Genomic DNA, 15,527 nt, shown 5'->3' with positions numbered 1-15,527 from the left:
CCGCTGAACCATCGAGTCAGCGGCCGGTGGTGCCGTCGATCAGCTCGCGCAGGATGTCGGCGTGCCCCGCGTGCCGGCCGGTCTCCTCGATCAGGTGGGTGAGCGCCCACCGGACGCTGGGCGCCGGGCGGCCCGGCCGGGGCCTGGGGACGGGCGCGCCCAGGTCGGCGCAACCGTCGAGCACGGCGTTCGCGCGCTCGACCGTCTCCCGGTAGCGGGCCACGACGTCGGCCACGCTGTCCTGCGGCTCGGCCGTGAACGTGGCCGGCCAGTCGGTGACGTCCTCCCCGAGGAACGTGGCACGTTCGACGCAGGTCAGGTGGTTGAGCAGGCCGAGCAGGTTCGTCCCGGACGGAACGGCGGCCGTGCGGGCCTCGGGGTCGGGGGCGCCGTCGACCTTGGCGGCGATCGAGGCCCTGAGGTAGTCGAGGAAGCCGCGCAGGACCTCGGCCTCGCCGCTCCCGGTGCGGGGCGGCGGCGTGTCACGGCGGCGGGTGGTGGTGGGCATGGTGCCTTCTCTCCGGTGGGTTCAGGGGGTGCGGCGGATGAGCAGGACGTGGTCGGTGACCTCGGCGGTGCGCCCGCCCGGCCCGGTCGCGATCCTGCGGGGCGCGTCGGCGCGCTCGATCGTCCACGCCGCCGGGTCCAGCGCGATGCCCGCCGCGACCTCCCGCGGGCTCGGGTACCGGGCGTCGGGGTCCTGGTTCCACGACCAGGGCGCGGTGGAGCCGTGGTCGACGACCAGCAGCCGCCCGCCGGGACGCAGCGCGTGCGCGGCCGCGCGCAGCACGCCCGCCCGGTCGAGGTCGAAGGGCGTGTGCAGGTAGTGGGCGCAGATCAGGTCGAACGTGCCGTCCGGGAACGAGTCGCGCAGGTCGTGCCGCACGGCGGTGATACGGTCGCCGAGGCCGTGCGCGCCGGCGAGTGCCGCGAGCCGTTCGACCGCGACGGCGGAGATGTCGGCGGCGGTGACCCGCCAGCCCTGCCCGGCCAGCCACAGCGCGTCGCCGCCGTCGCCGCAGCCGAGGTCGAGCGCGTCGCCGGGCGGCAGGGGCGTGACCACTTCGGTGAGGCGGGTGTTCGGACGGGGGCGGGTGGCGGCGGGTCGTGCCGCGTACACGCCGTCCCAGAACGTGACCGCTTCGGTCATGGGGGCTCCTTTTCGAGAGGTGTCCGCCCAGTCTCGCCAGAAGCGCGCGTTCTGGCACGAAATCTTGCGGTTCTGGCAAGATGGCGGGCGTGGACCACGACCTGGACGAGGTGCTGGACGCGGTGGGGCCGAGGCTGCGGGCGTTGCGCCGGCATCGCGGCCTGACCCTCGCCGACCTCGCGACCACGACCGGCGTCTCCGAGAGCACGTTGTCGCGGCTGGAGAGCGGCCAGCGGCGGGCGACGCTGGAGCTGCTGCTGCCGCTGGCGCGCACGTACAACGTGCCGCTGGACGATCTGGTGGGCGCCCCGCGCACCGGCGATCCCCGGATCCATCTCACGCCGATCCACCGGTTCGGGATGACGTTCGTGCCGCTGTCGCGCCGGCCGGGCGGGGTGCAGGCGTTCAAGATGATCATCCCCGCGCGGCCGGAACCGCTCGTGCCGACGCCGCAGACCCATGACGGCTTCGAGTGGCTGTACGTGCTCAACGGCCGCCTGCGGCTCCTCCTCGGCGAGCGGGACCTGACGTTGCCGCCGGGCGAGGCTGCCGAGTTCGACACGTCATTGCCGCACTGGCTGGGCAGCGCCGACGGCGGGGTGGTCGAGCTGCTGATCCTGTTCGACCCGCAGGGCATGCGCACCCACGTCCACGCCGACCCGCACCGGCCCGCCTGACCCGGCGGGGCTTCAGTGCCGGGACGGAGGGACGGGTGGCCGTTCGCGGGCGAGCAGCGCGCCCAGGGCCGCGGCCAGCAGGGGAAGGCCCGCGACGACGGACACGACCGCCGCCCAGGGCGTCTCGAAGGGCACCCTTGGCGGGTCGTCCCAGCTGCTGGACGCCGTCAGCGGCCACAGCAGCAACATCCCGGCGAGGCATCCGGCGGCCGCGCCGAGCACCGTCCCGAGCAACGCGCTCAGCCCCGCCCGGCCCGCGCAGAACCACCGGAACGCGGCGCCCGATCCGCTGCCGGTCCGCCTCAGGACCCGGGCCTGGCGGCCGTTCGCGGCCTGGCCGAAGCCGGGCGCGAGCGCGCTTGCGAGGGCGAGCAGCAGCGCCGCCGCGGCGATCGGCAGACATCGGGTCGAAGCCTGGAAGCCCCGCTCGACGTAGGTCCGCGCGAGGTCGTCGTCCAGCCGGCGGTCGAGGCGCTCCCGCTCCTGCTCCGTGACCCGGTGAAGGGTGGGGTCGACGATGAGCTCGGCCGGCTGGAGCGGGTAGCCGAGGTCCCGGACGATCTTCGAGGGGACGAAGATCGCCGCCATGTGGGGGGTGGCGGGCCTGGCGACGGCCGCCGGGATCGTCTTGGTCCTCGCGTTCTCGTCGTCGGCGCTGATCTCGTACGACAGCTCGACCGCATCGGCCCGCACGTCGCCGGAGACGATCACCACGGCCTTGCCCTCGTCGTAGGGCGTGGACTGGTCACCGGTGAGGTAGCGCAGCAGCCTCTCGTCCCCGATGGCCTGGGGCCAGTAGACGACCTCGTCCGGCAGCTCGGCGGCCTCCGCCGTCGCGTGCAGGTACCGGTCCGATTCGTGGACCTCCTCGACCTCGACGATCGGCACGCCGGGTAACTCGCGCTCGATCGCCGCCCGCACGGCGCCCGCCTCGGCCGCCGAGAACCCCTCCGTGAGCGGGAAGCCCGGCCGGACCACCAACGCGCCCGGCCGGGCCTGCGGCTGGTAGGCGGCCCTGTCCTGGGTCGTCTCACCGGTCGCGATGACCGTCACGGCGATGCCGGCGGCGCTCGCCAGCATCGCCAGCGTGATCGCCGCCACCGCCGGGATACGGCGGTGGGCCAGGTCCCGGGCCGCCAGGCGGAACGGCAGCGGCAGCCGTTCCGCGGCGCGAGCGGCGAGCTCCAGCAGCCACGAGGGCAGCGGGCCGAGGCCGCCCATGAGCAGCCCCGCGCCGAGGAGGCTCAGCAGCAGGAAGCCGAGGCTCTCCAGGGCGCCGTAGCGGGTGTCCGCACGGGCCAGCCATGCCCCGAGCCCCATGATCAGGGCGCCGCAGAACGACGTGAACAGCCCCACGACGACCACGCCCCGGCGCACGAGGTCGTGCCGGCCGGCCGGGGCGGACAGCACCGCAGCGGGGACGGCAGTGGCCGCGGTCGCCAGGGGCAGCCCCGCGAACAGGGCGGCGAACAAGATCCCGAAGCCGAGGGACGCAAGATCGAAGGGCATGGCGGCATCGTAGCCATGCCCTTGCGGATCAGCCGGTCACGAGCATCAGGGGAGCACGCAGGGCCGGCCCTGGGCGTCCACCCCGCTGGACTCCCTGAGGTTCACCGCCGAGCCCCGCGCCACCGTCGTGCCGGCGCCGGGCGTGGAGAACAGCACGGTCCCGAACACGTCCTTGCAGGTGTTGTCGAACGTGACCGACCCGACGGCCAGCCCGGCCGCCACGATCGCCTGACGGGCGGAGGCGTCGTCGAAGCCCTGCACGTTCGGCACCGTGGTCAGGCCGCACTGGACGCGGAAGGTCTCCCACGACTGGATCAGCGTCGCGTCGCTGTGGACGACGTCGGTGGTGCGGCCGCCGCCGCCGACGGCGGTCAGGTAGTGGCCGTCCACGGTCTGGATGGCGAACCCGTCGCCGCCCTGGCGGATCAGCGCGAACTTCTCCCATGCCTGCAGCAGGGTCGCGTCGGAGTGCACGACGTCGGTGGTCCGCCCGCCGCCGCCGACGGCGGTGAGGAAGTTGCCGGTCAGCGTCTTGATGCCGAAGTGCACGCCGTCGCCCGCGTCGACGAGCGTGAACCGCTCCCAGGAGCGGGCCACGGTGGCGTTCGAGTGGATGACGTCGCTCGTGCGGCCGCCGCCGCCGACGGCCGTCAGGAAGTTCCCCGTGTTGAACGTCTGGAAGGTGCAGGTGGTCGGGGTCGCGAACGGCAGCGCCAGCGCCGCCGACGCGGACCGCGCCGGCCCGGCCAGGCCGGCCACGGCCAGCGCCGTGCCCGCCATCAGGCCGAACACGCGTCTCAGGTTCATGGGCCTCTCCTCCTCCTGCGCGGCTCCCGCTTCCGGAGCCGTCGTCAGTGGGGCGTTCCATCGGTGTTCCGGCGCGTGGAACGGGACGGAGCGACCTGGGGCGGGCGAAAAACGGCTGGCCTTCGCGACCGGCCCTCCCCTACGGTGACTTCGCACTCCCGAACGTGAGGACTCTCCCCCCGCATGACCCCGCCTGCTCTTTAGACCTGACACCTTCTCCGCGCATCGGTCGCCGGCGTCGCCGCCGGCTCTGTTTTCCGTGCCCTCTGTCAGGTCTTCAGAGAGATCATGTCTTCACGTCCTCATACCGTGCTGCCCTGGGTCGTGCGGCGCACCCGCCTGCCCTTGCTCGCCCTGCGTTGCGTGGCCTGCCCGTCCGAGCGGGCCACCGCCGGTGACGGCAGGTTCCGCGTCAACGCCAACGGCAAGCTGCTCGACGTCTGGCTTCTGGTCGACTGCGTGTCCTGCGGTCGTACCAGCAAGCTGACCGTCCATGACCGGGTCCACGTCCGTTCCCTGTCCCGCACCCTGCTGTCCGGCTACTCGGCCGACTCGCGGGCTTTCGTGGCCCGCGTCCTGCTCGACCCGTGGACCGCCCGCCGTAACCGGTTCGCGCTGGAGTGGGACGGCTGCTGGGAGCTCGTCGCCCCGCCTCCTCCCGAGGAGGTGTGGCCGCTGCATGTCACGGTCGTCTTCGACGACCCCGTGCCCGTCCGCCCGGAACGGCTCATCGGCCAGGGGCTGGGCATCAGCCGAAGGGAGATCACCCGCCGCGTCAAGATCGATATCCCGCTGAACCGCCGGACGGCGCAGGACTTCTCGTTCGTCCTGCTGTGACCGGCCTTCCCGGTCACGCACCGCATCCGACCTTCACTGAACGGCGTGCAGCGTGCGAACGCTGTAGAGTGTGGGGCGTGACCGGGGAGATCATCAGCCGCCGCGCCCGGCTGCGCGCCGAGACCACCGCCGAGATCAAGGCGATCGCCCTCAAGCTCATGTCGGCCGGCGGCCCCGACGCGATCTCCCTGCGCGCCATCGCCCGCGAGATGGGCATGACGGCCGGCGCGATCTACAGCTACTTCCCCACCCGCGACGACCTGGTCACCACGTTGATCGGCGACGTCTACACCTCGGTCGTGGAGGCCGCCGAGGCCGCCCGCGACGCCGTGCCGGCCGACGACCCCGGCGGCCGGATCCTGGCGTGGGCGGAGGCCGTGCGCGCGTGGGCGCTGGCCGGTCCCGAGGGCTTCCGGCTGATCTACGGCGACCCGGTGCCCGGCTACCGGCCGCCCGCCGACGGCCCCGGCAAGGCCGCCGAGCTGCGCGCCTGCACCGGCCTGACCGGCCTGGTCGCCGCCGCCTGGCCGGCCGCCGAGCCGCTCCAGCGCACCGAACGCACCTACACGTGGGACGACTTCGACCCCGGCCTGGTCGCGCACGTCCGCGAGCACTTCCCCGGCCTGCCGCCGGCCGCGCTGGCGCTGACGCTGCGCGTGTGGGGCCGCATGCACGGCCTCGTCGCCCTGGAGATCTACGGCCACCTGAGCCCCCTCGTCCACGACCCCGCGGCCGTCTACCGCGACGAGATTCGCGACCTCGTCGCCTCCCTCGGCCTGTAAACGACTGGCCCGGCAGGCCGGTCATGCGTGATGCTGGGGCTCATGATCAGCATTCCGCCGCGTACGGCCACCGACGCGTACTTCGCCCGGACGGGTGGGTCGAGGCGGCTCGACGTCGTCTTCGACCTCGACCTCGGGGAGCTGGTGGACGGCCACCACGTGGTCGCCCGGGGCCTGGAGCTGTCGGGCGGCGAGGGGGTGCTGCACTACGAGCTCGTCCCGGGGCCGGCGCCGGACGAGGAGGAGCGCAAGGGGCCGTTCTTCTGGTACTGGATGTTGTCCACCGAGGACGACCTGGGCACCGACTATCGGGACGACAACGGCGGCGCCTTCGACCCGTCGGGCGGGCCGGCCGCGCACGGCGTTCGCGATCTGGGCGGGCCGGTCCCCGCGTCGGCCCGCCTGCTGAAGGTGGAGTTCACGCCCGCGGCCGGATGGACGCCGCCGCGGCCGTGGTGCCGCCGCCTGGAGATCTCGCTCCCGGCCGGCGGCGTGACCCCGGCCTGGACCTGAGCGCGGTCAGTACTGCACCCACAGGTTGTAGAGGCCGGGCGCGGTCCAGTTGGTGGGGATGACGGTTTCGCAGTAGTACGAGCTCCAGGTGTGGTTGGCCTGGCCTTGGGCGCCGAACCACTGGCACTGGTCGGGCCAGCCGTAGCTGGCCTGCTTGACGTAGGCGGCGGAGGTGGCGGCGGAGACGGCCACGGCCGGGGAGGCGAGGAGGGCGGCCGCGGTCAGTGCGAGCGCGGCTAACGGACGCGACTTCATACAGGAAAGTTAACTAAAGATTGAGCACGGGCAATGCCCATCCCGCGGCGGCTGAGCGGCGGTGTCAGACCGCGACCGGGTGGCGGCCGAGCACCGGGTAGTCGGTGTAGCCGAGCTCCCCGCCCCCGTACCAGTACTCCGGCCGCACCGGGTTGACCGGCGCGCCACGGCGGAACCGTTCGACGAGATCGGGGTTGGCCAGGAACGCCCGGCCCAGCGAGACGAGGTCGGCGCCCGCCGCGAGCAGCCGCTCCCCCTCCTGCCGACCGCCGTCGGCGGGGAACGGCGTCGGCCAGGGCAGCGCCGGGTTGGCGATCAGCACGGACGGCCACGCGCGGCGGATGCGGTGGAACAGCGGCTGCGCGGGGTCGGCGAACACGACGTGCAGGTAGGCCAGGCCCCTGCCGGCGAGCGCGCCGACGAGCTCGGGGTAGACGCGCTCGACGTCGTGCTCGCGCATGGCGTTCGCGGTGACGCCGGGCGCGATGCGCAGCCCGACCCGTTCGGGGCCGATGGCGTCGGCGACGGCCTCCACCACCTCGACCGCGAAGCGGACGCGCCCGGTCGCCGGGCCGCCGTAGGCGTCGCCGCGCTGGTTGGTGACCCCGGACAGGAACTGGTGGATCAGGTAGCCGTTGCCGCCGTGCACCTCCACCCCCTCGAACCCGGCGTCCACGGCCCGCCGGGCGGCGGCGGCGAAGTCGGCCACGGTGGCGCGGATCTCCCCGACGGTCATCGCGCGTGGCACGACCCCGGGCCTGGATCCGGCGGGGGTGTGGATCGGGTCGGGGAAGGCGACCGGGGAGGGCGCGAGCGGCGTCAGGCCACTGGTCTCCGGGTGGCCGATCCGGCCGCCGTGCTGCACCTGCAGGAACATCGTGCCGCCCGCCGCGCGCACCGCGCCGGTGACGCGCCGCCAGCCGGCCACATGCTCATCGCGGTAGATGGCGGGAATGTCGGGATAGGTCTGGCCGACCGCGTTCGGTGTGGTGGCCTCGGCGATGATCAGGCCGGCGGACGCGCGCTGCGCGTAGTACGTCGCCATGAGCGGCGTCGGGACGCCGTCGGCCGAGGCGCGGTTGCGCGTCAGTGGCGCCATCACCAGCCGGTTGGGCAGGTGCAGCGGGCCGAGCCTGGCGGGCTCGAACAGGCGGGAGGTCAATGCCGTGCTCGACATGGTCATGCTCCGATCTCTCGACGTCCGGGGACAGTGACGACTGTGCTCCCGGACGCTTCGGAGCCGCTGACGACCCGCTGATGACCGGCCCTCAGCCGGCTCCCGCCTCCGCCGGAACGGCGTCCCGCGCGGGCAGGGAACGGCCGGCGGCCTGCCACGCCGCCTCGATCATCGGGAAGACCTCATCCAGCGCGGCCTCCGGCTTGGCCGCCTCGCGGGCCAGCGAGAACGCGTCGATCGCGAACCTCGCGACCGCCCGGCAGGCCGTGGTCTCCCCGGGCAGGCCGAGGTCGGCGGCGATGGCCGCCGCCAGCGAGCGCGCGTGGCGCGACCGCATCGACTCCTCGTACTGCCGCAGGGCCGGTGACTCGTCGATCATGCGCCAGATGGGGGACTCGGGGCGCGGTTCTCCGGGGTGGCTGGAAGCATGCCGGACGCGCTCGCCGAGGCCGCCCGCCTCATCTCTGCGGGGCGGTTGCACATTCCGGTCGACCGGTCGTACCCGCTCGGCGAGGCCGCCGCGGCGCACATCGACAGCAAGGCCGGTCACACGCGCGGGCGCCGGGTCATCGTCGTCTGAGCTACTCCCGCAGGGCGGGGGGAACCGGCATGTGTACGGTGACCACTGTGCGATTCGCGGTGCTGGGGCCCCTCTTGGTGCAGGACGATGAAGGCCGGCCGGTCAAGATCGTCGAAGTCAAGGTCAGGGCCCTGCTCGCCGATCTCCTCGTCCACGACGGGCGGCCCGTCCCCACCGACCGCCTCATCGAGGACCTGTGGAACGGCCGGCCGCCCGGCAACCCCGCCAACGCCCTGCAAGCCAAGGTCTCCCAGCTGCGCCGGGCACTCGGGCGCGAGCGCGTCGCGTACCAGCCGCCCGGCTACCTCCTGCGCCTCGCCCCCGAGGACGACGTGGACGCCCACCGCTTCCTCGCCCTGGTGGCCCAGGCCCGCACCGCCGACCCCGAGACCCGCGCCGCGCTCCTCACGGAGGCGCTGCAGCTCTGGCGCGGGGCCGCTTACGCCGACTTCGCCGACGAGGAGTTCACCCGCGCCGCCGCCCATCGCCTCACCGAGCAACGCCTCGCCGTCGTCGAGGAGCAGGCCGAGACGCGGCTGGCCGCGGGCGACCACCTGCTGCTCACCGGAGAGCTCGCCGACCTGGTCGCCCACCATCCCCTACGTGAACGGCTGCGCGCCATCCAGCTCCGCGCCCTGTACCGGGCCGGCCGCCAGAGCGAAGCGCTCGCCTCCTACACGGAGCTGCGGCGGCGCCTCGCGGACGAGCTCGGCGTGGACCCGAGCCCGGAGCTGAGCGCGCTCCACCAGGCGATCCTCCGCCAGGACCCGTCACTCGGCCCTGGCCCAGCTCCCGAACGGGCCGTGCTCCCCCAACCCGAGCGAGCCGCTTCTCAGCAACTTGGGCGCACCGTGCTGCACCAACCCGAGCAGGCTGTGCTCCACCAAGCGGTCCCGCATCGGGATCCGTCGCCCGGCGCTCCCCGCAGCAACCTGCCCACCCAGCTCACAGCCCTCATCGGCCGCTGGCGGGCCCTGGAGGAGATCACCGCCCTCCTCGGCGGCAGCCGCCTGGTCACGCTCATCGGGCCGGGCGGGGTCGGCAAGACCCGCGTCGCCGTGGAGACAGCGTCCCGCATCGCCGCCCAGGCCGGGACGGCGCCGAGCCGCGCCACCGAGACGCCGACCGCGCACGGTTTGGGCGCGCAGGAGCCGGCCACTCAAACGCCGGCTGCGGCGGTGCCGGGTTTCCCCGACGGGGTCTGGCTGATCGAGCTCGCCGATCACCACGGCAGCACCGACGACCTCGTCCAGGTGATCGCCACCGTGCTCGGCATCACCGGCGCACCGATCTCCGGCGCCCCCACGAACCCCACCGACCGGCTCGCCACCGCCCTGCGCGAACGCCGGACCCTGCTCGTCCTCGACAACTGCGAGCACCTCATCGAGCAGACCGCCGAGCTCGCGAACCTCCTCCTGCGCGCCGCCCCCACGCTCAGCATCCTGGCCACCAGCCGCGAACCCCTCGGCCTGACCGGCGAAACCCTCTACCCGATCGACCCGCTGCAGCAGGCCGACGCGATCCGGCTGTTCACCGAGCGCGCCACCGCCTCCGCCCCGAACTTCGCCCCCGGCCCCGACACCCTGGAGACGGTGGCCGACATCTGCCGCCGCCTCGACGGCATCCCCCTCGCCCTGGAGCTGGCGGCCACCCGCGTGCGGAGCCTCGGGGTCAAGGAGCTGGCCGCCCGGCTGGAGAACCGGTTCCGGCTCCTCACCACCAGCCGGCGCGGCGCCCCGGCCCGGCAGCAGACCCTGCGCGCGGTGATCGACTGGAGCTGGAACCTGCTCACCCACCAGGAGCAGGTCGTGCTGCGCCGCCTGGCCGTGCCGGCGGGCGGCTGCACCCTGGACGCGGCCGAGGCCGTCTGCGCCGGGCCCGACGTGCCGGCCGAAGAGGTGCTGGACCTGGTCACCCGCCTGGTCGACCGGTCCCTGGTCGTCATGACCGAGACCCCCGCCGGGCCGCGCTACCGGCTGCTGGAGTCGATCGCCGCGTACGCGATGGAACGCCTGCGCGAGACGGAGGACCTGACCGCCCTGCGCGAGCGCCACCTGCGCCACTACCTCGCTCTCGCCGAGCAGGCCGACCCCCACCTGCGCGGCCCCGACCAGCAAGCCTGGCTCGACCGGCTGGACGCGGAGGCCGCCAACTTCCGCGCGGCCCTCCAACCCACCACCCACCCCGATCCCACCGCCGGAACCGAGGCCACCCCCCGCCCCGACGCCGCCCCCAACACCCCACCCGCTGCCAGCGCCCGAGCCGAGGCCATTGCCCGGCTGGCTACGGCCCTCACCTGGTGGTGGCTGCTGCGCGGCCGGCTCACCGAAGGCCATCAGGCCCTGTCGGCGGCGCTCGCGCAGGCCCCGCACTCGGCCGAGCTCCGCCTGCTGCAGGGGGCGTTCACGCTGCTGACCGGCGACCGCTCCGACCCGCGGCCGGCACCCTCCCCCGGCACGGGCGCCGACCCGGCCCGCCATGGCCGGATGCTCTGGCTCTACGCCTACGGCCTCTTCCACGCGGGCCTCCCCGACGTCAGCGAGCAGGTCAACACGCAGGCCCAGCGCCTGCTGGCCGCCGACGCGTGGGGCACCGCCGCCGTGCTCGCCCTGCGCGCGATGAACGCCCTGAGCCGCGGCGACCTCGACGCCGTCGCCCGCAACGCCCTGCACGCCGCCACGCTCTTCCACGAGCTCGGCGACCGCTGGGGCGAGCTGCAGACCACCTCACCCCTGTCCACGCTGGCGGAGATCAAGGGCGACTACGCGGAGGCGACCCGCCGCCAGAGCGAGGGGCTGCACCTGGCGCAGGAGCTGGGCCTGACGGCGGAGGTCGCGGCCCGCCGTTCCGGGCTCGGCCGGCTGGCGCTGCTGTCGCACGACTGGGAACGCGCTCGCGACCTACACGAGCAGGCCCGCCGCCTGGCCGCCGAGCAGGGCTACGTGTACGGCCAGGTGCACGCGATCATGGGCCTCGCCCTCGGCTCCCGCCGCTCCGGCGACCTCGACGCCGCGGCGACGTACCTGGCCCAGTTGCGTGACGACTTCGCCTCCTCACCGGCGGGCGAGCACCTGCTCCACGTCGAACTGGGCTTCACCGCCGAGCTGCGCGGCGACGCCGCCCGGGCGGCAGCCCTCCAGCTGCACGGCCTGGAGGTGGCCTGCTCGATCGGCGAGCCCCGGGCCGTGGCCCTGTCCCTCGAAGGCTCGGCAGGGGCGGCGCTGGCCGGGGGCGCGGGCCGGGCGGAGGTCGCGACCCTGCTGCTGGGCGCGGCGGACGCGGCCCGGCGAAGCGTCGGCGCGCCGCTGCCACCCGCCGAGCGCGGCGATGTCGACCGCATCACGTCCGCGGCCAGAGCCGTCCTGGGCGAGGCCGCGCACGCCGAGGCGTTCCTGCGCGGCACGAAGCTGACCTGGCAGGAGGCCGCGGCGCTCGCCCGCGCCACGCTCGCCGGAGAAGGTCCCGGGCGGTGATCGGGGGCGTTCGCGCAGCCCATCCGCCTGGCCCTGCATGAGCGCCACCACCGCGCGGACGCCGCCCGTGAGGTCGGTATCAGCCGGGCGCTGGCCTCCTACCACCTGCGGCAGCTCGCCAAGTACGGCTTCGTGGAGCAGGCCGAGGCGCGCGACGAGCGGGAACGGCCGTGGCGGGCGACGTCCCTGACGCAGGAGTGGTCCGACGCCGAGCAGACCCCGGAGGCGTCGGCCGCCCGCGGGCTGCTGGAGCAGGTCATCGCCGACCCGTCCGAGCGGCCGGAGGGGGCCCGGCCCGTGCTGCTGACCACCCTCCTGGTCCCGCTCTCCGCCACCGGCACCGGCGACTGAGCCGGGGGTGGCCATGAACGCCGCGGCAACGCCTACAGATGAAGGGATCCGGGGCCTCCTCGGAAGGAACCGGGACTACCGGCGGCTCCTCACGGCCGGGCTGATCTCGCAGACCGGTGACTGGGTCATCAGCACGGGGCTGGCCTACCACGTCTATGTCCTCACCGGGTCCACGCTGTCCAGCGCCACCATGTTGCTGGCCGCCCGGTTACCCGACGTCCTGCTCGGCTCGCTGGCGGGCGTGCTCGCCGACCGGTGGGACCGCCGCCGGCTGCTGGCCGTCACGGACGTGCTGCTCGCGCTGGGGTTGCTGCCTCTCCTGGCGGTACGGGGACCGGGCCAGGTGTGGATCGTCTACGTCGTCGCCTTGTGGACGGGCGTGCTCAGCACCGTGCTGTTCCCCGCCCAGAAGGCGCTCGTGCCGCAGATCGTGGCCGCTTCGCAGCTCGTCCGGGCCAACGCGTTGCACGGGCAGAGCGGCCAGGCCGCCAGGCTGCTGGGGGCGCCGGCGGGCGGGGTCGCGGTCGGCGCGGGCGGGCTGGCGGCGGTCGTCTGGATCGGCGTGGCCGGCTTCCTGATCTCCGCTCTCCTGCTGGCCCGCCTGCGGACGCCCTCCCGGCGCGCCCCGGCCGCGACGACGATGGGCGGGGAATGGGTGGCCGGGCTGCGGCTGGCCGGACGGAATCGCCACGTGCGCCTGCTGGTGACGTACATGGTGATCACAGGGCTGGGCGAGGGGGTCTTCGCGACGCTCGCGGCGCCGTTCGTGGCCCAGGTGCTCGGCGGGGAGGGAAACGCGTACGGGCTGTTCCTGTCGGCGCAGGCGGTCGGCGGGATCGCCGGCGGTCTGGCGCTCACCGCCCGCCCGGGGAACGCCGGTCCGCGAGCGCTGTTCGGATGGGGGACGGTCGTCTTCGGCCTGGCCGACCTGGCGCTGTTCACCTACCCGCTCCTGGCGCGGGAGCTGTGGCCGGCCATCGTGCTGATCGCCCTGGCCGGGCTGCCGGGCGCGGCGGCGATGGCGGGGCTCACCACGTTCGCCCAGACGGCCACCGGCGCCGACCGGCTGGGCGCGGTCTTCGGGCTCCTCATGAGCGCGCAGGCCGCCACGTCCCTGCTCGGGATGGCGCTGGCGGGCGTGCTCGGCGAGCGGCTCGGCATCGTCCCGACGCTCTGCCTGCACGCCGCCGGGCTGATGGCGGCGGGGCTGCTCGTCGTGGTGACAGCGGACGGGCGACGACCGCCTACGCCGGAGGCTCCTGGGACAGCACCCGGAAGCGGGCCAGGAGGATCGCGAGCAGTTCGTCGATGATCTGCTCCCGGCCGGCGTCCACCCACCCCACGGCCCAGTCGTGCATGAGCCCGTTGACCGCCCCGATGAACGCGGCCGCGGCCACCCGGTAGTCTCCGGGCGGGATCTCGCCGCGCTCGGCGGCGGCCTCGGCCTGGCGGCACAGGAAGGCGATCCAGCGGGCGCGGCGGTCGAGCCGCTGGCGGTCGAGGCGCGGGCTGACGCCGATGATCTCGACGAAGGCGATCCGGGTGTGACGGGGGTCGGCGGTGGCTCCGGCCGCGTAGGCGCGGAACAGGGTGGAGTAGCGCTCGACCGGCTCGAGCTCCTGCGCCTTGCGCAGCACGGCGAGGACGGCCCGCTCGGCGGTGTCGTTGACGTACAGGTGCAGCTCGGCCAGCAGGTCCTCCAGGGTGCGGAACTCCTCGTAGAACTGGCGGGTGGACAGCCCGGCGGCCCGGCACACATCGACGATCTTGGTGGCGCGGTAGCCGGGGCCGCCGCCGAACAGCTCCAGGCCCGCCTCCATCAGGCGTCTGCGGCGTTCGGCCTGGCGCTCGCTCGCCGTCCTGCCCGCGTACCGGCCCGCCGCCGGCGTGATCCTGCCCGCCACCGTGTCCTCCGCTGAGGTGTCACGGAAAGTTTCTCGCATCGGGTCTTGTGGCAGGCGCCACACGTGCCTACCATCCAGTCACCAAGTCTGAATATCCCGATATTCAGACCTTCGGCCGGCCCTGCGAGATCACCGCGTTCTCGTCCGCGCGTGACGGCTTCCCGAGGCTGTCGCGCCACCCCGGGGCGCGCCGCGCGCGCCCCCCTCTTTCTTCCGGCTCCCTCTGGAGAAGGACCATGCACGCTCTGGCTCGTGCCCGCCGATGCGGCTCCCGCCTGCGCGACGTTCTCCTCGCGGCCACCCTGACGGCCGCCTGCTGCACCGCTCCCGCGAGCGCCACGACCGCCCTGCGCGAGGTGCTGTTCGTGGGCAACAACTGGGACGGCACCGCCGACGTGATCGGCTCCACCGGCGACTTCGCGAAGATCGCCCGGATCAACGTCATCCCCGACAAGGCCCAGCGCCTGACCGAGATCTACCTCAACCCCATCAAGCTCATCTACTTCCTCGGCATCCGCCAGGGGCCGGGCGAGGGCCACGACCAGTTCGTGGACGACATGTACACCACCCCGGACGGCACGGCGGTGGTCGTCTCGCGGCCCAGCTTCGCCGACGTGGTCGCCATCGACCTGGCCACCGGCGCGATCCGGTGGCGCTTCCCCGTCTCCGGCTACCGCGCCGACCACATGGCCGTCTCCCCCGACGGCGCCAAGGTGGCGGTGTCGGCGTCCACCTCCAACACCGTGCACGTCCTGGACATCCGCACCGGCAGGCAGCTCGGCTCGTTCCGCGCGGGCGACAAGCCGCACGAGAACGTGTTCACCGCCGGCGGCTCCCTGCTGTGGAACATGTCGATCGGCGAGGTCGACAACGCCTTCGACGACCCGTCCCAGGACTGGCTTAAGGGCGACCGGCACATCACCGTCGCCGACGCCGCCACGTACCGGGTCGTGAAGACCATCGACATGCGCGGCCGGCTCGACGCGTTCGGCCGCAGGGACCTGTCGGACGCGGTGCGCCCCGCCGTCTTCACGCCCGACGAGTCGTCGCTGTACTTCCAGGTCTCCTTCTTCAACGGCGTCGTCCAGTACGACGTCGCCGCCGACCGCATCACCCGCGTCAAGACCCTGCCGAAGAACCCCGCCACCAGCGAGGACCGCACCACCTGGGTCAACGACTCCCGCCACCACGGCCTGTCGATGAAGCCCACCGGCGACAAGCTGTGCGTCGCCGCCACCATGGACGACTACGCGACCGTCCTGGACGTGGCGACGTTGCAGGAGGGCCCGCTGGTGCCGGCGGCCAAGCCGTACTGGGCCACGGTGAGCGGCGACGGCCGCGCGTGCGTGATCTCCGAGAGCGGCGCCGACCAGGTCACCGCCATCGACTTCGCGACCGGCCGCAAGCTGCTGTCGGTCCCGGTCGGCGACCACCCGCAGCGCGTCCGCCTCGGCCACGTGCCGGACGGCTGGACCGGGCCCTCGTCCGGCTGATCAGAACAGTGGCGCGGAC

General features: G+C 73.9%; 17 protein-coding genes. 9 read left to right on the top strand and 8 right to left on the bottom strand.

Annotated features, from left to right (window positions below):
- Nucleotides 1–16: 16 nt before the first annotated feature.
- Both HCN51_RS26890 and HCN51_RS26885 read right to left on the bottom strand, forming a co-directional pair.
- Nucleotides 17–508: a DinB family protein gene (locus tag HCN51_RS26890; protein WP_168012788.1), complete on the bottom strand. Its 492-nt coding sequence runs from the start codon at nt 506–508 to the stop codon at nt 17–19.
- Between the two features lie 21 nt (nt 509–529).
- A complete protein-coding gene (locus HCN51_RS26885; RefSeq protein ID WP_168012786.1) occupies nt 530–1,150 on the bottom strand; it encodes an SAM-dependent methyltransferase in 621 nt (206 codons plus the stop codon).
- A gap of 80 nt (nt 1,151–1,230) precedes the next feature.
- Here HCN51_RS26885 and HCN51_RS26880 point away from each other — a divergent pair, with 80 nt between their 5' ends.
- On the top strand, nt 1,231–1,827 hold the full coding sequence (locus HCN51_RS26880) for a helix-turn-helix domain-containing protein (protein ID WP_206067913.1): 597 nt from the start codon (nt 1,231–1,233) through the stop codon (nt 1,825–1,827).
- 12 nt (nt 1,828–1,839) lie between these two features.
- On the opposite strand, the gene HCN51_RS26875 is transcribed toward HCN51_RS26880, so the two are convergent.
- Entirely contained in the window at nt 1,840–3,336 is a 1,497-nt protein-coding gene (locus HCN51_RS26875) for a hypothetical protein (protein ID WP_168012782.1), read from the bottom strand.
- Between the two features lie 45 nt (nt 3,337–3,381).
- Entirely contained in the window at nt 3,382–4,143 is a 762-nt protein-coding gene (locus tag HCN51_RS26870; protein WP_168012780.1) for a PASTA domain-containing protein, read from the bottom strand.
- A gap of 309 nt (nt 4,144–4,452) precedes the next feature.
- Here HCN51_RS26870 and HCN51_RS26865 point away from each other — a divergent pair, with 309 nt between their 5' ends.
- From HCN51_RS26865 to HCN51_RS26855, 3 genes are all read left to right on the top strand, one after another.
- Nucleotides 4,453–4,980 (top strand): DUF1062 domain-containing protein, encoded by a 528-nt coding sequence (locus HCN51_RS26865; protein ID WP_346433813.1) that lies wholly within the window; start codon nt 4,453–4,455, stop codon nt 4,978–4,980.
- A gap of 77 nt (nt 4,981–5,057) precedes the next feature.
- The gene (locus tag HCN51_RS26860) at nt 5,058–5,762 is read left to right on the top strand and encodes a TetR/AcrR family transcriptional regulator (RefSeq protein WP_346433812.1); all 705 of its coding nucleotides are present in this window, start codon (nt 5,058–5,060) and stop codon (nt 5,760–5,762) included.
- A gap of 42 nt (nt 5,763–5,804) precedes the next feature.
- The gene (locus HCN51_RS26855) at nt 5,805–6,275 is read left to right on the top strand and encodes a hypothetical protein (RefSeq protein WP_168012777.1); all 471 of its coding nucleotides are present in this window, start codon (nt 5,805–5,807) and stop codon (nt 6,273–6,275) included.
- A 6-nt stretch (nt 6,276–6,281) separates the two neighbouring features.
- Here HCN51_RS26855 and HCN51_RS26850 read toward each other — a convergent pair whose 3' ends face one another.
- The 3 genes from HCN51_RS26850 to HCN51_RS26840 form a co-directional block, all read right to left on the bottom strand.
- The gene (locus HCN51_RS26850; protein WP_168012775.1) at nt 6,282–6,530 is read right to left on the bottom strand and encodes a hypothetical protein; all 249 of its coding nucleotides are present in this window, start codon (nt 6,528–6,530) and stop codon (nt 6,282–6,284) included.
- A 64-nt stretch (nt 6,531–6,594) separates the two neighbouring features.
- Entirely contained in the window at nt 6,595–7,713 is a 1,119-nt protein-coding gene (locus tag HCN51_RS26845) for an alkene reductase (protein WP_168012773.1), read from the bottom strand.
- An 85-nt stretch (nt 7,714–7,798) separates the two neighbouring features.
- Nucleotides 7,799–8,086 carry a hypothetical protein gene (locus HCN51_RS26840; RefSeq protein ID WP_206067902.1) on the bottom strand — a complete coding sequence of 96 codons (288 nt, stop codon included), beginning with the start codon at nt 8,084–8,086 and terminating at the stop codon, nt 7,799–7,801.
- A gap of 48 nt (nt 8,087–8,134) precedes the next feature.
- On the opposite strand from HCN51_RS26840, the gene HCN51_RS26835 reads away from it, so the two are divergent.
- The 4 genes from HCN51_RS26835 (at nt 8,135) to HCN51_RS26820 (ending at nt 13,423) form a co-directional block, all read left to right on the top strand.
- On the top strand, nt 8,135–8,287 hold the full coding sequence (locus tag HCN51_RS26835; protein ID WP_206067900.1) for a zinc-binding dehydrogenase: 153 nt from the start codon (nt 8,135–8,137) through the stop codon (nt 8,285–8,287).
- A 38-nt stretch (nt 8,288–8,325) separates the two neighbouring features.
- Complete coding sequence (locus HCN51_RS59800) at nt 8,326–11,760, top strand: AfsR/SARP family transcriptional regulator (RefSeq protein ID WP_346433811.1); 3,435 nt, start codon at nt 8,326–8,328, stop codon at nt 11,758–11,760.
- 132 nt (nt 11,761–11,892) lie between these two features.
- A complete protein-coding gene (locus HCN51_RS26825) occupies nt 11,893–12,111 on the top strand; it encodes a hypothetical protein (protein WP_206067889.1) in 219 nt (72 codons plus the stop codon).
- Between the two features lie 13 nt (nt 12,112–12,124).
- Nucleotides 12,125–13,423, top strand: a complete 1,299-nt coding sequence (locus HCN51_RS26820; RefSeq protein WP_168012771.1) for an MFS transporter — start codon at nt 12,125–12,127, stop codon at nt 13,421–13,423.
- Here HCN51_RS26820 and HCN51_RS26815 read toward each other — a convergent pair.
- Nucleotides 13,356–14,054, bottom strand: a complete 699-nt coding sequence (locus HCN51_RS26815; RefSeq protein WP_206067887.1) for a TetR/AcrR family transcriptional regulator — start codon at nt 14,052–14,054, stop codon at nt 13,356–13,358. The genes HCN51_RS26820 and HCN51_RS26815 overlap by 68 nt on opposite strands.
- Nucleotides 14,055–14,251: 197 nt before the next feature.
- Between HCN51_RS26815 and HCN51_RS26810 the strand changes: the two genes are divergently transcribed.
- Nucleotides 14,252–15,508: a YncE family protein gene (locus tag HCN51_RS26810; protein ID WP_168012769.1), complete on the top strand. Its 1,257-nt coding sequence runs from the start codon at nt 14,252–14,254 to the stop codon at nt 15,506–15,508.
- Nucleotides 15,509–15,527: the final 19 nt, after the last annotated feature.

The organism is Nonomuraea composti (genome assembly GCF_012034275.1).
GTDB classification, from domain to species: domain Bacteria; phylum Actinomycetota; class Actinomycetes; order Streptosporangiales; family Streptosporangiaceae; genus Nonomuraea; species Nonomuraea composti.
This window is presented reverse-complemented; position numbering and strand designations above follow the sequence as displayed.

Excerpts from the sequence above, each read along its gene's own strand:
- HCN51_RS26890 (WP_168012788.1), bottom strand. The coding sequence starts at position 508 with ATGCCCACCACCACCCGCCGCCGTGACACGCCGCCGCCCCGCACCGGG.
- HCN51_RS26885 (WP_168012786.1), bottom strand. The coding sequence starts at position 1,150 with ATGACCGAAGCGGTCACGTTCTGGGACGGCGTGTACGCGGCACGACCC.
- HCN51_RS26880 (WP_206067913.1), top strand. The coding sequence starts at position 1,231 with ATGGCGGGCGTGGACCACGACCTGGACGAGGTGCTGGACGCGGTGGGG.
- HCN51_RS26875 (WP_168012782.1), bottom strand. The coding sequence starts at position 3,336 with ATGCCCTTCGATCTTGCGTCCCTCGGCTTCGGGATCTTGTTCGCCGCC.
- HCN51_RS26870 (WP_168012780.1), bottom strand. The coding sequence starts at position 4,143 with ATGAACCTGAGACGCGTGTTCGGCCTGATGGCGGGCACGGCGCTGGCC.
- HCN51_RS26855 (WP_168012777.1), top strand. The coding sequence starts at position 5,805 with ATGATCAGCATTCCGCCGCGTACGGCCACCGACGCGTACTTCGCCCGG.
- HCN51_RS26850 (WP_168012775.1), bottom strand. The coding sequence starts at position 6,530 with ATGAAGTCGCGTCCGTTAGCCGCGCTCGCACTGACCGCGGCCGCCCTC.
- HCN51_RS26845 (WP_168012773.1), bottom strand. The coding sequence starts at position 7,713 with ATGACCATGTCGAGCACGGCATTGACCTCCCGCCTGTTCGAGCCCGCC.
- HCN51_RS26840 (WP_206067902.1), bottom strand. The coding sequence starts at position 8,086 with ATGATCGACGAGTCACCGGCCCTGCGGCAGTACGAGGAGTCGATGCGG.
- HCN51_RS26835 (WP_206067900.1), top strand. The coding sequence starts at position 8,135 with ATGCCGGACGCGCTCGCCGAGGCCGCCCGCCTCATCTCTGCGGGGCGG.
- HCN51_RS26820 (WP_168012771.1), top strand. The coding sequence starts at position 12,125 with ATGAACGCCGCGGCAACGCCTACAGATGAAGGGATCCGGGGCCTCCTC.
- HCN51_RS26815 (WP_206067887.1), bottom strand. The coding sequence starts at position 14,054 with ATGCGAGAAACTTTCCGTGACACCTCAGCGGAGGACACGGTGGCGGGC.
- HCN51_RS26810 (WP_168012769.1), top strand. The coding sequence starts at position 14,252 with ATGCACGCTCTGGCTCGTGCCCGCCGATGCGGCTCCCGCCTGCGCGAC.